At 35.1% G+C, this 15,509-nt stretch carries 13 protein-coding genes; 7 read left to right on the top strand and 6 right to left on the bottom strand.

Features of this window, described 5'->3' with window-relative positions:
- Window positions 1-4: 4 nt before the first annotated feature.
- From radC to VBZ51_RS02550, 6 genes are all read left to right on the top strand, one after another.
- Window positions 5-703: a RadC family protein gene (gene radC, locus VBZ51_RS02575; RefSeq protein WP_058103845.1), complete on the top strand. Its 699-nt coding sequence runs from the start codon at window positions 5-7 to the stop codon at window positions 701-703.
- A 48-nt stretch (window positions 704-751) separates the two neighbouring features.
- Complete coding sequence (locus VBZ51_RS02570) at window positions 752-2,005, top strand: polysaccharide deacetylase family protein (RefSeq protein ID WP_416575961.1); 1,254 nt, start codon at window positions 752-754, stop codon at window positions 2,003-2,005.
- A complete protein-coding gene (locus tag VBZ51_RS02565) occupies window positions 1,992-2,681 on the top strand; it encodes a YjjG family noncanonical pyrimidine nucleotidase (protein ID WP_416575960.1) in 690 nt (229 codons plus the stop codon). The genes VBZ51_RS02570 and VBZ51_RS02565 overlap by 14 nt, the downstream gene beginning before the upstream one ends.
- 49 nt (window positions 2,682-2,730) lie before the next feature.
- Complete coding sequence (locus tag VBZ51_RS02560; RefSeq protein WP_416575959.1) at window positions 2,731-3,276, top strand: hypothetical protein; 546 nt, start codon at window positions 2,731-2,733, stop codon at window positions 3,274-3,276.
- A complete protein-coding gene (locus VBZ51_RS02555) occupies window positions 3,273-4,715 on the top strand; it encodes a DUF5723 family protein (protein WP_416575958.1) in 1,443 nt (480 codons plus the stop codon). Before VBZ51_RS02560 ends, VBZ51_RS02555 begins: the two co-directional genes overlap by 4 nt.
- A gap of 77 nt (window positions 4,716-4,792) precedes the next feature.
- Complete coding sequence (locus VBZ51_RS02550) at window positions 4,793-5,695, top strand: hypothetical protein (protein WP_416575957.1); 903 nt, start codon at window positions 4,793-4,795, stop codon at window positions 5,693-5,695.
- Here the strand turns inward: VBZ51_RS02550 and VBZ51_RS02545 are convergent.
- Complete coding sequence (locus tag VBZ51_RS02545; protein ID WP_416575956.1) at window positions 5,692-6,969, bottom strand: replication-associated recombination protein A; 1,278 nt, start codon at window positions 6,967-6,969, stop codon at window positions 5,692-5,694. The two genes, VBZ51_RS02550 and VBZ51_RS02545, sit on opposite strands and share 4 nt — an antisense overlap.
- Before the next feature lie 138 nt (window positions 6,970-7,107).
- Here VBZ51_RS02545 and VBZ51_RS02540 point away from each other — a divergent pair, with 138 nt between their 5' ends.
- Complete coding sequence (locus tag VBZ51_RS02540; protein ID WP_416575955.1) at window positions 7,108-7,857, top strand: rhomboid family intramembrane serine protease; 750 nt, start codon at window positions 7,108-7,110, stop codon at window positions 7,855-7,857.
- A 3-nt stretch (window positions 7,858-7,860) separates the two neighbouring features.
- On the opposite strand, the gene rlmB is transcribed toward VBZ51_RS02540, so the two are convergent.
- The 5 genes from rlmB to VBZ51_RS02515 form a co-directional block, all read right to left on the bottom strand.
- Entirely contained in the window at window positions 7,861-8,595 is a 735-nt protein-coding gene (gene rlmB, locus VBZ51_RS02535; protein ID WP_416575954.1) for a 23S rRNA (guanosine(2251)-2'-O)-methyltransferase RlmB, read from the bottom strand.
- 65 nt (window positions 8,596-8,660) lie between these two features.
- Complete coding sequence (locus VBZ51_RS02530) at window positions 8,661-9,407, bottom strand: hypothetical protein (RefSeq protein ID WP_215996524.1); 747 nt, start codon at window positions 9,405-9,407, stop codon at window positions 8,661-8,663.
- Window positions 9,408-9,469: 62 nt separating this feature from the next.
- Window positions 9,470-12,841, bottom strand: coding sequence for a VCBS repeat-containing protein (locus VBZ51_RS02525; RefSeq protein ID WP_416575953.1), 3,372 nt, complete (start codon window positions 12,839-12,841; stop codon window positions 9,470-9,472).
- A gap of 89 nt (window positions 12,842-12,930) precedes the next feature.
- On the bottom strand, window positions 12,931-13,797 hold the full coding sequence (locus VBZ51_RS02520) for a hypothetical protein (protein WP_071341358.1): 867 nt from the start codon (window positions 13,795-13,797) through the stop codon (window positions 12,931-12,933).
- Between the two features lie 11 nt (window positions 13,798-13,808).
- Entirely contained in the window at window positions 13,809-15,485 is a 1,677-nt protein-coding gene (locus VBZ51_RS02515; protein ID WP_058103833.1) for a SusD/RagB family nutrient-binding outer membrane lipoprotein, read from the bottom strand.
- Between the last annotated feature and the right edge of the window lie 24 nt (window positions 15,486-15,509).

Here is a 15,509-nt window from a genome sequence, read left to right as displayed (position 1 = left end):
GCCAATGCAGGATAAATCCGTTTCGTTCTCCATAAAAAATTGGTCAGATGATGATAAGCCAAGAGAAAAGCTGGTCAACAAAGGCCGTGCTGTTTTGTCCGATGCAGAATTGATCGCTATTTTGATAGGTTCGGGTAGTAGGTCAGAAAGCGCAGTTGAGCTTTCAAAACGTATTTTGGCATCGGTGGATAACAATTTAAATGAATTGGGTAGATTGTCCATAAAGCAGTTAATGGCTTTCAAAGGTATTGGCGAAGCCAAAGCAGTAAGCATTGCGGCAGCTTTAGAGGTGGGTAGAAGAAGAAGAGGTGAAGATGCTCCTAAAATTGAGAAAATAGGTAGTAGTAAAGACGCTTACCATATTTTACATCCCATGTTGGGAGAATTGGAACATGAAGAATTCTGGATTCTTTTTCTCAACAATTCCAATAAAGTGTTACATAAGGCTCAATTGAGTAAAGGTGGTATAACTGGTACCCTTGTAGATGTGAGAATTGTAATGAAACAGGCGTTAGAGTTAGGTGCGGTTGCTATAATATTAGCCCATAACCATCCATCGGGCACTTTGAGACCTAGTGCAGCAGATAAACAGATTACCCAAAAGATTAAAACGGCCAGTGAAACTTTAGATATTAAAGTGTTAGACCATTTGATCATTACCCAAAAAAGTTACTATAGCTTTGCAGATGAAAATATGCTATAAATGTTATTGATCTACACACATAAAATAACACCGCGCCTTACCTATGTTATGAGGCATATCTTTGTGGGTATTTTGGGGATTGAGATTGATTTCACCACCAAAGTCGAAGATTTTATTAAACATACGGGGGCAAAAATCACGTATACAAAACAGCCCTTACAGAATGAATTTTTTGTTCGTAGTAATGAATTGTTGTTTGAGCAAGGCATTAACGATGTTCAATTGAACATTGGTGATTGGGAAGGTACACCTTGTTTTTTTCAGACAGGTGATAAAAGTACTTTACCTTTCGATATTTTTGCTGCCAGTTTTTTTATGCTTTCTAGGTATGAAGAGTATTTGCCACACGTAAAGGATATTCATGGCAGATTTTCTCCAAAAGATAGTGTAGCCTACCAGAATGGTTTTCTTTTAAAACCAGTTGTTGATATTTGGGCCTATAAATTATTAGAAGCACTAAAGGAACGCTTTGAAGATTTGGAATTTAAACACAAATCTTATGACTTTATATCCGTTATAGATGTAGCTACATCGCATTGTTATGCAAACCGGGGCGTTGTACGTGGTTTGGTGGGTATGTTGATGGATTTGGGGACGTTGAAATTTAAACGTGTTTACGAGCGTATTGCAGTAGGATTGAACAGACAAAAAGATCCTTATGACAATTATGCAGAGCTCATAGATTTACATAAAAGATATAAGGTAAAATGTAATTTCTTTTTTCAATTTGCAGATTATTCCAAGTACGATAAAAATGTTTCTACCAATAGTATGAAATTTAAGTCGCTTATAAAGTATGTGGCAGATTATGTACCCGTTTCCATGGCGGCGAGTTATAGTTCATTTTCGGATTTAGAGCTGTTGAAGAAAGAAAAGGCAAATTTGGAAGAGGTCATAAATAGACCAGTGAACAATTCTAAAATGAGATATAATAGGGTAGATGTACCACAAACCTATCGTAATTTAATTGCAGCCGAGTTTACAAATGATTATACCATGGGATATACCTTTGAACTTGGGTTTAGGGCCGGAACATGCACGGCATTTCAGTTTTATGATATACCATTAGAGGTAAAGCAGCCAATAAAAATACATCCGTTTGCTATACATGATATTTCATTATCAAAAATTAAAAAGGACAACGATGTTTTATGTCAGGTAAAAGCTTTGACTAATGAGGTACGTAAAGTGAATGGTACGCTTATAACAATGTTCTCTAATGAGGTCTTAGGCAATAAAGATGATAGGGATTGGATGTCTTTATATGCCGAGATAATCAAACAACAATATGTTCCACAATAAGGTTACCAATGTTTTCTTTGATCTAGATCATACCCTTTGGGATTTTGACAAGAACTCTGCAAATACATTTCAGAAAATTTTTAACGAGCAAAATATCGATATAGAACTGCATGATTTTTTAGCAGTTTATGTACCTGCTAATCTCAAGTTTTGGAGACTTTTCCGTGAAGAGAAGATAACCAAAGCAGAATTACGCTACCAAAGATTAAAATCTGTTTTCGATGAATTGGATTACCCGGCTTCTGATGAGGTCATTCATTTATTATCCGAAGAATACATTAATCACTTGTCTTCATTTAATTCTTTGTTTCCTAATACTATTGAGGTATTGAACTATTTACGACCTAAGTATAAGCTACATATCATTACCAATGGTTTTCAAGAGGTACAAGAAAGGAAACTAAGAAATTCTGGGATTTATGATTTTTTTGACCAAATTATAGATTCTGAGATGGCGGGAGTCAAAAAACCAAACCCTATCATTTTCAATTTAGCTTTAAAAAAGGCAGGTGCCACACCAGAATGTTCAATTATGATCGGAGATAGTCTAGAGGCGGATATCATGGGTGCAAAAGCTTTAGGTTTTTATACCATTCATTTTAATGCGCATAAAGAAAAAAAGCATGATCTGTCACCTATTATTTATGATTTGGAAGAAATAAAATCGTTTTTATAGAGTTACTAATAGTACAGATTCCTGTCTTATTTAAAACTTCGTAGAGTCGATGAAAGGGTTACGCACTATTTATATGCTATTATTAGGTTTCCTAATATTAACCTCTTGTTCTGAAAATCAAGACTTTGATCAAATAGATGAGCTGGCCATTGTTCCTAGTTATGAAGCTAGTATTTTTTACGTTAAGGCTCAAGAGACTTTGATCAATAGAGTATCCGGACTCAATTTTTTTACCCAAGATTTTAATTTTGATGCGTTTGAAGAACCTTTTTTTACTGAGAGGGTAATATCCGGTGTGTTAACCTATGAGCTGGAAAATACAACAAGTAAACCTATTGAAATAAGACTTGAATTTTTAAATGTAAATGAAAATGTTATAGATACCGAAGTGTTTAGTATGGATCCGGCACCAACTTCTGTTTTAAGCAGAGATGTGGCATACGGTCCAACAGGTAAAAGTTTGGATATCATTAGAACAACATCTAAAATAAGATTGACCGCTGTTAATTTAGGGGATAATAGCAGTGAATCCGATATTCCAGACTCGGCAATAGAGCTTCGTTCTAGTGCACAATTTACATTAGAACTGCAATGAGATTCAACCATTGCCTTTTTGTTGTTGCTATTTGTTTTGTAGTGGGTGTCAGAGCTCAAAATAAACAACTGCTCTATGATTTTAACGAAATACCTCAATCACTTTCCTTAAACCCTGGTGTTGAATCAGATTTTAAATGGTTTGCAGGTGTACCCTTGCTATCTGGTATTTCCGGTAATTTTGGGTCTAACGGTATTTCTGTTCATGACCTCTTTGCAGATGATGGTTTGGACATTAATGTAAAATTTAGGGAGCGTGCCTTAAATAGTCTTGGTCCAAGAGATGAGTTTAGCACAACAGTTCAATTAGAATATCTTACGGGCGGTTTTAGAGGTAGAAATCCTAATTACTTCTATTCTTTTGGAGGGTATTTGGAAATGGATAATATTACTTACTGGCCCCAAGACTACGCTTTTTTAGTTTTTGACGGCAATGCAGGGCAGTTAGGGAGACGTTATAATTTAGGAGACCTAAAAACCCGTGGGTCTTTGGTGAACGTTTTACATTTTGGGATCAACAAAAAGGTAGACCGTTATTTAACCATAGGTGCTAGGGGAAAAATTTATTCTGGTATTGTGGATTACAGTTCAACGCGTAACAGTGGGTCCTTAAGAAACATAGAAGGTCAGAATAATATTATATCATCAACCTTAAATGCCGATCTGCTTTTACAGACCTCTGGTTTTCAGGACTTGGATAATGCAAGCGATGATGATTTACTTACCAATGAAATTATAAATAGGGCGCTTTTTGGTGGAGACTTAGGTGTAGGAATTGATGTTGGGTTTACTTACCATTTGAGTGAAAGAACTACGGTAACAGGTAGTTTGTTGGATTTGGGTTTTATATACCATTCTAGTGATCCTAAAAGTTACAATTTAGAAGGAAATACCACTGTTGAAGGTATAGAGATAGATATTTTAGAAAATTTTGCCAGTCTAGATAGGGATTTTTGGCAAGATTTGGTAGATGAAGTTGAAGCTGCTGTGCCATTTGATACAAATACTAAAAACTATATCACTTTTAGACCAACAAAGCTATATGCTTCTATTAGAAATGATTTTGGAGAACCTGTTGGCAATAGTGGACTGCAGAATTGTGATTGTACGGCGGGATCTTCTGGTGGAGGAGAATTGAGAACAAAGTATAGAAATTCTTTTGGGGGACAATTCTATATGATCAATAGGCCAAGGGGACCACAAATGGCTTTAACTGGGTTTTATACACGTAGAATAGGTAATATTTTGGCATTTAAGGGTACTTATACTGTAGATAAATTTAGTTATACCAATTTAGGCTTAGGGATGAATCTACAGGCCGGACCCGTTAATTTTTACATAATGGCAGACAACTTATTATCTTATAATAATATAGCCGATAGTAACTATGCCTCTTTTCAGTTCGGTTTAAATATCATTTCATGGGGTAGTGGAAAATAGTACATCTTCTTACCTCTATTTTATTTTTTTGGCATGCTTTTTTCATATATTACATTGAATTTAAATTTTATGTCGTTTTGAAAACAGTTATTACAATTCTTCTTACATTCATTGGGTATGCAACTTTTGCCCAAGCAAACTTGGACGATTACAAGTATATTATTGTTCCAAAAAAGTTTGATGCTTTCAAGAACATGAACGAGCATCAAACAAGTACATTGATAAAATACCTTTTTACGGGTAAAGGTTTTACTACGGTATATGACGATCAATTACCGGAAGATTTAAAATTCAACAGATGTTTAGGTGTTATTGCTGATCTGCAAGATGACAGCACTATGTTTTCTACCAAAACGATCATCAATTTGATTGATTGTAATGATAACATTGTGTACAGTAGTATGCAGGGCATTAGTAAAGAAAAGCAATATAAAGTAGCCTACAATGAAGCTATTAGGGAATCTATGCGTTCATTTAATGGAATGAATTATTCATACAGTGGTAAAAATGAAAAGAATGAGGCTATTACGGTTAGTTATAAAAATGATGTTAAGAAGTTGGACCCATCTTCTGCCAAAAAGGTAATAGATGCAGAAAAAGAAATGGCAGATACGCCGGTTAAAAAAGAAGCTACCGTTGTTTCAGAAGAAACTGAGAAAACACAGTATTATAAAGATCGTACTCCCGTAACATCTAATATTAAAAAGGCGGAAATGGATAAGCCGGCTCTTAACGGTTTAGAGGTTAATAAGTCTGCAATTAAAGATATTTGGTATGCACAAGCTACTGAAACCGGATATCAATTGGTAGATAGTTCGCCTAAAGTGAGAATGAATTTAATGAACAGTTCTACGGAAAATGTTTTTATGGCAAAGACCGATTCTAAGAATGGTATGGTTTACCAAAAAGATGGTACTTGGGTTTTTGAATATTATGAAAACGATACTTTGGTTAAAGAAGAACTGAATATTAAGTTCTAAAAATCATACTTGTCTTTCCATCTGTTCTTTAGAAAATCGCTAAGGTTTTTTTCTCTCGCATTGTTACCAGGTTTGTAAAATGTAGTACCGGTAATTTCATCCGGTAAAAATTCTGCATTCACAAAGTTGTTCTGGTAATCATGGGCATATTTATATTCTTGACCATAACCAAGATCTTTCATTAGCTTTGTAGGTGCATTTCTTAAAGGTAGAGGAACAGAAAGGTTACCTGTTTGCTTAACTGCCTGTTGAGCTTTGCCTATTGCCATATAACTGGCATTACTCTTTGCCGACGTAGCTAAATAGATAGCACATTGGCTAAGTATTATACGTGCTTCTGGATAACCTATAGTTGTTACCGCCTGAAAAGTGGTGTTCGCCATGACCAAAGCCGTAGGGTTTGCCAAACCAATATCCTCAGAAGCAGAGATGAGCATTCTACGCGCAATGAATTTAATATCTTCACCACCTTCTATCATACGAGCCAACCAATATACTGCTCCATTAGGGTCACTACCGCGTATAGATTTAATAAATGCAGAAACAATATCATAATGTTGCTCTCCTGTCTTATCGTATAGTACGGTGTTTTTCTGAACCTTGGAAAGTACCAATTCATCGGTGATAACAACGGTGTCGCTTTCTTCAGAATTAACTACCAATTCAAAAACATTTAATAGTTTTCTGCCATCGCCTCCAGATATTCGTAATAAAGCTTCGGTTTCCTTAAGATCTATTTTTTTAGATTTCAATATCGAATCCTTATCCATTGCCCTTTTGATAAGGTTTTCCAAGTCGGTTTTTCCAAAGGCATTTAAAATATATACTTGGCAACGAGAGAGTAAAGCGGGTATTACTTCAAAACTAGGATTTTCGGTAGTGGCACCAATTAATGTGACCCAACCTTTTTCTACGGCCGCTAAAAGTGAATCCTGTTGAGACTTACTAAAACGGTGTATCTCATCAATAAACAAAATCGGATTTTTTGCAGTGAATAGACCACCGGCTTGTTTAGCTTTATCAATAACTTCGCGTATGTCCTTAACTCCGCTATTAATAGCACTAAGAACATAAAAAGGTCTTTTGCTTTCTTCCGCTATGATATTGGCCAAAGTTGTTTTTCCTGTGCCAGGAGGTCCCCATAAAATTAAAGAGGGAATAAAACCCTTTTTAATTTGATGCGTAAGCGAGCCTTTCTCACCCACCAAATGGTGTTGACTAATATATTCGTCTAATGTTTTAGGGCGTACACGCTCAGCTAAAGGTTCGTTCATATTACAAAAATATGATAATCTTAAAAGAGATTATAAAGTTAATAGCCAATTGATCGTTAAGTAAGTATTGAAATGACAATATGACCAATTAGTATAGATTGGTAGTATAATTGTAATTTATATAATAAAAAGTAGCTTATGTCAGAAATGGCACATTTTAAATTTTCCAATAATGTTGTTGCCGTACCACTTTTGGCAATGATTATTATATGGGCGGTATACTGGGTAGAACTTTCCTTAGTTGTTAATTTTAATGAACTTGGGGTAATGCCAAGAACATTAACCGGTTTACGTGGCATAGTATTTAGTCCGTTTATTCACGGGTCTCTAGAACACTTGTATAACAATACCATACCCTTGGCAATATTGCTCTCGGCACTAATGTATTTTTATAGAAGTGTGGCTTGGAAAGTCATTTTTTATGGCATTCTTTTATCTGGCTTTATGACCTGGGTCATAGGTAGAACATCTTATCATATTGGTGCAAGCGGACTTATTTATGTTTTAGCCAGTTTTATATTCTTTAAAGGAATTTTTAGCTCATACTTTAGACTTGTAGCACTTTCTTTAATTGTAGTCTTTATTTATGGTAGTATGCTTTGGTATATATTCCCGGTCAAAGAAGGTATGTCATGGGAAGGGCATTTAGCCGGTTTTATTACCGGTTTGTTTTTAGCGAAAGTAGTTAAAGCACATTTTCCTAAAACAACTAAGTTTGATTGGGAAAAAGATGATTACAATGAAGATGACGACCTTTTTTTACAACATTTTGATGAAAATGGAAATTTTAGGGAGTTGCCAAAAGACGATGCTGAAGTCAATGAAGAAACATTGAAAATCAACTACATCTATAAAGATAACGTTGATAATAAAAGTAGTGAATTATGAAAATTATAGACGCTGACGAACAGCTTCATATAAAAATACTGCACATGCCACTGACACATTTAGTGATCCAATTTCTCCTAATAAAGGAAGTTTGGCCCTGTAATCTGAAGCCTTTAAAATTGATGGTGTAATACCGCGGTCTTCCGCTCCCATTACTATGGCAATAGAAACTTTGAAGGGTACATCATATACGGAGTCATCTGTTTTTTCTGTAGCCGATACAACTTTTATTCCCGATGTTTGTAAATAAAACACAGCATCTTTTAAGTGGTCAACCTTTGCAATGGGAACTTTATAGGCAGCCCCGGCACTGGTCTTTATAGTATCTGCCGTAACAGGAGCAGCACCTTTCTTTTGAACGATAATACCATCAACACCGGTACATTCCGCTGTTCTAATAATAGCACCAAAATTGCGAACATCAGAAAGTTGGTCTAACAATAGAAATAGGGCAGGACCCTCTTTTTCGTTTGCTTTTTCTACTAAATCTTCAAGGGTATAAAATGAAATAGGGGAGATATTGGCAACGGCACCTTGGTGATTGTTTTTGGTAAGTCTATTTAGTTTTTCAACAGGTACGTATACCATATTGATTTCATTACGTCGCAATAAACCTTCCAATTCTTTCATAAGATCTCCTTTAAGACCTTTTTGTAGAAATACCTTATCTATTTCCTCATTGGAGTTAACGGCTTCTATGATGGCTCTTAAGCCATAAATTTGAGTGGTTTTTTGCATGGAGCAAAGGTAAATAAAAACCGCCCAACTATTGTTGGGCGGTCATTAATCTTAAGATTTAAATTTTAACTGTTTAAATAGTCAAAAACTTTTGCTAAATCTTGCTCGTTCTTAATATTTAGATTGTTCTCCTTTAAAAAGATTTTTAAATCTTCTCTTTTAGAGGCATCTATTAATTTTAAAAGCTTTTTATTTTTTTGAGGTATCTGATCAATTCTATTTACCCCATCTTTTTGAAAATAGTATTCTGTAAATTTAGTAAACCTACTAGGAACTGCTGCTACAAATGAATTTTGTGCAGGTTGACCCTCGGTAAATTTAACAAGTGTTCTTTGGTACAAATCGTAAGTATTTCCTTTTTGTAGCAAGGTTAAATAGCCGTTTATAGTTTCATTTTTTTCAGTAACAAAAGTTTTGAAACTTAAAGGTTTTGCATTGATAAGTAAACTAATTTCCTTGTCCTTAACCAAGGCTTTGTACGGTTCGTCTTCAGAAGAGGTTTTTTTAATTTCTATTTCTTCATTCAAAGCATTGTACCTGTAATAAATATTACCAACAACTTCGTCATTATATTTTAAGATGGTTGGGGCAAACGTATTGGATGTGTAGGGTGAGCCTTGAAATTTATCCAAGTCTATTTCTCTTCTTTTTTGGTAGGCTTCATTAACTGGCCCTAAGAAGTTGGCTATAGCAGCACCAGCGGCCGCATTTTGACTAGCTCCTCCCATATTTGTTGGTACTTGACCAGAATATTGAGCTTGTAAAGTTGTACTAACTATTGCTGTAATAGCTAACATTAAAATTTTTCTCATGGTATGGTTGTTTAAGATGTTTAATTTAGATATTTTTTTTAAACATCTTATAATCAGTATGTTTAATTTTTTGTTAATTCGAAAGTTCTCAATTTATCGTTGTTTAAACCCGCAACAACTATCGTCTTTTCGTTGAATTTTAATGATTCCATACTTTTTACATTTCCTCTAAGATACATTCCTGTTTTATCTATAGAGGTGGTTGTATATCCATCTTTTCCGTTGGAAATTAATGCCAAACCGGTTATGGCATCAAGCCTTGGAGTTTCAACCTCTGTTTCATAGATGTTGCCAGATAGTACGCAATCTTCAAAACCATCGTTGTTCAAGTCAAATAATAAAATTGCTAAAGTGGGAAATAATTGAGATTCATTAGGTAAGGTAACTTTTTCAAAAGTATTATTTCCTTGATTCACCAATATTATGGAGTTAAAGTCTGTAGCTTCGCTTGTGTACGCATCTTTAAGTTTTTCTCCATAAATATCCTCCATAGTCGCATGTGCAAAATCATTATAGGTTGAAAATTTTTCTTTGATAAAAGGCATTTGCTGAGAAGAACATTCTCTACCTCTAACAGGAACATAAGTTTCATGGTACTTTTTACTTAAAACAACGTCGTTAATTCCATTATTATCAAAATCGGTTGCAAATATTTTAAATGGTTTTTCTTCACTTGCAGTAAACTTTATATTTCTACCTACATTACCTACTATATAATCTTTGTTACCATCATTGTTAATATCGGTTTCTTTTATTTTAAACCACCATCCTTTAGTATTTAGCACTGAGTTTTCTGATGATAGACGTTGAAATTTTCCATTTTTGTTCTCAAACATACCAATTGGGGTCCATTCCCCCACGGCAATAAAATCCTGCCATCCGTCATTGTTGAAGTCTGTGGTGATAATACTATTGATCAGTCCAAAATTCTCTAATTCCGGGGCAATAGTATTTGTAACATTTTTTAAAACACCGTTATCGTTTTCATATAATATGGATGCACTGAATTTTGGATAGTTGTGTGGTATGATTCTATTACCTACTAAAATATCGTTATCACCATCTTTATCAAAATCCAATATGGTTACAGATTTACCACTTTTTGGAAAAGATTGTAAAATTGGCGTGTCACGTTTTTCAAAATTTCCTTTTCCGTCGTTTATATATAGTCTATCTGCATAATATGAGGAGCTTTCTCCATATTCGTTACCACCACTAACTACATATAGGTCCAGATCGTCATCATTATCAAAATCAAAAAATACGGATTCGGCATCCTCTTTTTCCTTGTCTAATTCAAAAGATTGCTGTGGGTTCTTGACAAAACCATTTTCTGTTTGTAAAAATAAGGTACCTGTTTGCCTAGAGCCTCCACCAACATAAATATCTTCTTTACCATCACCATTGACATCCGCTTTAGCTATAAATGGACCAGTGTTAGACTGTTTGTAGGGTAGTAGAATTTCTTGCTCAAAATCGTCGTATGTTGTTTCTTGGTGACTGTAATTCAAGTTAAAATCAGTAGCGTTTTTTTGAGAAAAAAATGAGTTAAACCCTAGTGAAGATTTCACGTTTGGTACTACTGCTTTATCTTCAGAGAACGTTAAAAATGAGTTGGCTTTTATATTGTATTTGTATGATATTTTTCCACTAAGCCATTCTACCTTAACTGTGTCAATGACGGTTGTTGTACCAATACCAAAATGGGCAGCGTTTTCTTGTGAAGACATGTACCCTCTAACTCTTTTTATCTCATTAAATTGCTGTTTTTCAGCATATGAAATGGTTACTTTGGCAAAAGATTCGGGTGTAGAAGCCGAAGTTGTAACTTTCAAGAAATTGCCTAATTGGTTTTCAACCGTGTTATTTTTGTATACCAACGCTTGTTGGTCAATATTGTTGATCACTAGGTCTAAATCACCGTCGTTGTCAAAATCAGCTTGTGCGGCACCATTGCTAAAGGTAAGTTCATTTAATCCCCACTCAGTACTTACTTCTTGAAATTCTAAGTTTCCGTTATTTTGATACATTAAATTGCTAAGACTTTCAGATGGCATTTCAATGTAAAGTTGTTGCTTTAAATTAATGGGTATGTTTCCTCTATATTTTATTTTGGCGTTATATACTTTGTTCTGAAAATCATTATCTAATGCATACTTGCGGTAACCGTTGGTAATGAATACATCTTTTGTGCCATCGTTATTATAGTCTGACATTAAAACAGACCAGCTCCAATCAGAGCTCGCCATACCGGTTAATTGTGAGATGTTGGAATAATGGTTTTTACCTTGATTAAGCTGTAAGGAGTTAAACATGTATTGATGTTGAAATCCGGCTGTTTTTGTTAAGAAGTCGAATCTCTCTGTACTCATAGATGCCATAAGGGTTTTAGCCCTAAAATGGTCGTTCGAAGCCATATCTAATACAAATATATCTTGTAAGTTGTCATTGTTGATATCGCCAATGTCCAAGCCCATACCGTAAAATGAAATTTGTTGTGTTAATTGATTGACTTGGTTTGTGAATTTGCCTTTTTGATTATTGATGTATATAGCATCGGGCAGGTAGTAGTCACTTGAAAGGTAAATGTCTAAATAGCCATCGGAATTTATATCGGATACACAAAGACCTAAACCGAATATCGGGTTTTCTAGTCCTACTTCTTTTGTGACATCTACATATTTGCCATTGACATTTTTGTAAAAATGGCTGCTATTGAAATATTTAGATTCTTTGGTGGTATTTACTGTTTTTAATAGGGAGATTGGGTCTAAACCATATAATTCGTTTTCGTTCATGACTATGCAATCTAAGTCACCGTCGTTATCATAATCGAAAAATGCAGATTGTGTAGATATTCCTGGATCGTTTAAGCCATACTCCGTGGCACTTTCCGTAAAAGTTAAATCTTGGTTATTAACATATAGGAGATTATTTCTATTACTTCTATTGTTAGGGCCGCCTTGTGAGACATATATATCTTGCCATCCATCATTGTTAATGTCTACGAAAGTAACACCGTTGCACCATTTTTTATTGATGTTGATACCGGCGGTAGAGGAGATGTCTTCAAACTTAAAATTCCCTTTATTTAGATATAATTTATTGTCAACTTGATTGCCGGAAAAGAAAATATCTAATAAACCGTCATTATTGATATCTTCCACGCCTACTCCAGCCCCATTGTAGAAATAATCAAAATTAAAAACGTTTTCATAAGTTTCAACATTCTCAATTAAGTTATTGCTAAAGTCTATAGAACTATGTTCACTGGTAATTTTTTCAAAAATTTTTGTTGTTTCTTTTTTATTTACAGCAATTTCTTTTGAGTTGCTATTTGTTTGTTCAGAGCACGAGTGCATTATTGGGAGTAATGACAAAATCAGAATTTTCGTCATTTTCTTTATTCTATTGAACTCTAATACAAATTTCATAAGGGGAAGTTATATGTTGTTGTAAACAAAATAGCTGCCTTAATTTTTAAATAAGGCAGCTATATTAATGAATGAAATATTATTTAAGACTACCCTCCACAGATATTCAATGTTTGAACACCTACAGCTGGCGTTGGGCCGTCAGAAAGGGCTAATTCTCCAGTTGGCGCAATAATTTCATAAGTAATTTCACCATCCCAGTCACCTGAAGAAAATGCTAAAGTAAATTCAGCTGTTCCCTCTGGTACTGTAAATGTTTGAGAACCGGCAGCTCCACTATCAAGAGTGTAAGATGTTTCAACACCATCAATAACAACATCAATAGAAGCTCCGTTCCATCCATCACCATAACTATCTTCCATTTCAATAGTGTACTCACCTGCAACTGGTGCTGGAGGAATACATTTTATGATAGGTGCATAGAAATAAGGTGCATTAAAGAAAGAACCTGTGATTGTACCTGTACTATCGTCATTGGTAAAGGTTCTTCCGTCAGTTAAAGTTAAAATTAAACGGAATTGAATAGCATCTCCACCGTCAAAATCACCTTCAACTAAACCTAGTTGAGAAAGTGCGTTAGCTAAAGTGGTTTCATAACTAGCTCTAGGTAAACCAAATTCACCATCTGTAAAATCTGCAGGTAAGAAAGTTTCAATTAGAATTTCGTCTACAGTGGAATCACCATTAGCTTCAGTATTATCTTCAAAGCTAATATATAGATCTACTTTCTCCAAAAGATCACCATCTTCGTAATCTTGCTCTTCAAATGTAAACCCATAGGTAGTTGAAGTATCAAAACGATCAAAAATACCGTCTGCTTCAATTGTTCTAAGAACTGCACCTCTAGTTGTTTCGTCAAAAACAGTGTCAATAACTTTGTCACCATCATCACATGATGATATTAGTAGCGTAGAAACACCTAGAATAGCGCCTAATATTTTATTGTTTATTTTCATTTTCTTATTTTTTAGTTAGCAGATGGGAATGCTGGTCCGGCTGGATTTGTATCCCAAAATACTTGAGTTGATAAATCTGATTTCTGCGATACATTTGAGTTTGTAATAACCTCTGTCTGAGGATACAAAAATGATCTTGGGAAAGCACCTGGATTTAACTCCCAGTTTGGAGCCAATGTAGTAGGGAAGCCAGTTCTTCTATAATAGTTATATGCTTCAACACCACCACCGTAAAGTGCTATCCAGTATTGTTCAGATAAAATATTCATTTGATCATCTCCTGTTGCCGCTAGGTAATCAGCAACCGTATCTTCAATGTAAGTAGTAACTTCATCATCAGAAGGGGCTACAGATAAATCTGCACCAGAATCCAATGATCCAAAACTTTGAACTTTAGCTATAGACTTGGTCATTGCAGACTCTAAGAAAGTTGCTTTTTCAGCTGCAGATGAAGCCATTTCAGCTTGCCAGAAATCTACATAAGATGCTAAGATGATCGGCTCTATACCGCCACCTCCGCCACCAAGGCCAAGACCTACAACATCAAAGCTGCTATCGTCAAAACGACCTCCTGCAGGGTAAACACCTACAGCCGTTCTTTGGAAACCATCTGGAGGAGTACCTTCATTGTTACCATGAGATCTACCCCAGTATCCGTTAGGTACGGAACAATAGATGAAACCGTCATAATGTGCCGGTGGTGTAGCTAAAGAACAAGCTAATAGCTCTTCATTGGCTGGTTCACCCGCTGCACCAGGAGTAGCGCTTTCTTGACGATAGAAATAATATCTGATTCTAGGATCGTTTCTTACCATCATGTTGTTCATTAACCAGTTATTTTGGTAAATGTTTGCACCACTTGTAGTATAATCATTCTGATAATCTGGGTGACGTGTATCAGGTTGTAATTCTCTAGTGCCATATTGCCATTGAAAATCATCTGCAGAATCTGCAATATATTCACCTCCAGCAATTATAGAATTAAATGTACTTGTGTCACCGGTAGTAACAGCCGCTTTTAATCTAATGGTGTTAATTAATTTAATCCAATTTTCAGTATCACCACCGTAAAAGAAATCTTCTCCACCTTGAGTAGCTGGGTCAGCTGCAAATAATGCTTCTGCTTCGCTTAAAAGGGCTAACGCTCCAGTATAAACATCTTGACCGTCATCTAACATAGGAGCAGGGAAATCAACTGGATTGCCAGCTTCGCTCAACGTCGCTTTTCCAAGATAATCAACTAACAATAAAAGCATGTGAGCTTTTAATGTTTGACCTACGGCAATATGGAAAGAGTAATCAATATCACTTTCAGCATCTATAGTTTGCAAGTTGTCAACGTTAGGGAATATACCTAAATCTACAGTTGAGCTATAAACAGCGCCATTACCATCTGTACTACTGTACAAACGTTCCCAGATGTCATCAAACGTATCACCAGGGTATGTATTAAAGTAGTTACGACCAAGCATGTAATCAATTCTAGTTAATTCAGAACCAATATCATTTATTGTATACATGTTAGCAACATACGCTAATTGAATTGAATTCAATAATAGGTTAGGATCTGCTTGATCAGCAGCAAGATCATTAGGGCTAGTCCTAAGATCTAGATCTGTTGTTTCACAAGAGTTGAATAACACTCCAGCTGCAAAAACAACGGTTATATATTTAATTATTTTTTTCATAATATTTCTATTAATTAAGATTAG

This window comes from Maribacter sp. HS, from assembly GCF_048059195.1.
Classification (GTDB): Bacteria; Bacteroidota; Bacteroidia; order Flavobacteriales; family Flavobacteriaceae; genus Maribacter; species Maribacter dokdonensis.
This window is presented reverse-complemented; position numbering and strand designations above follow the sequence as displayed.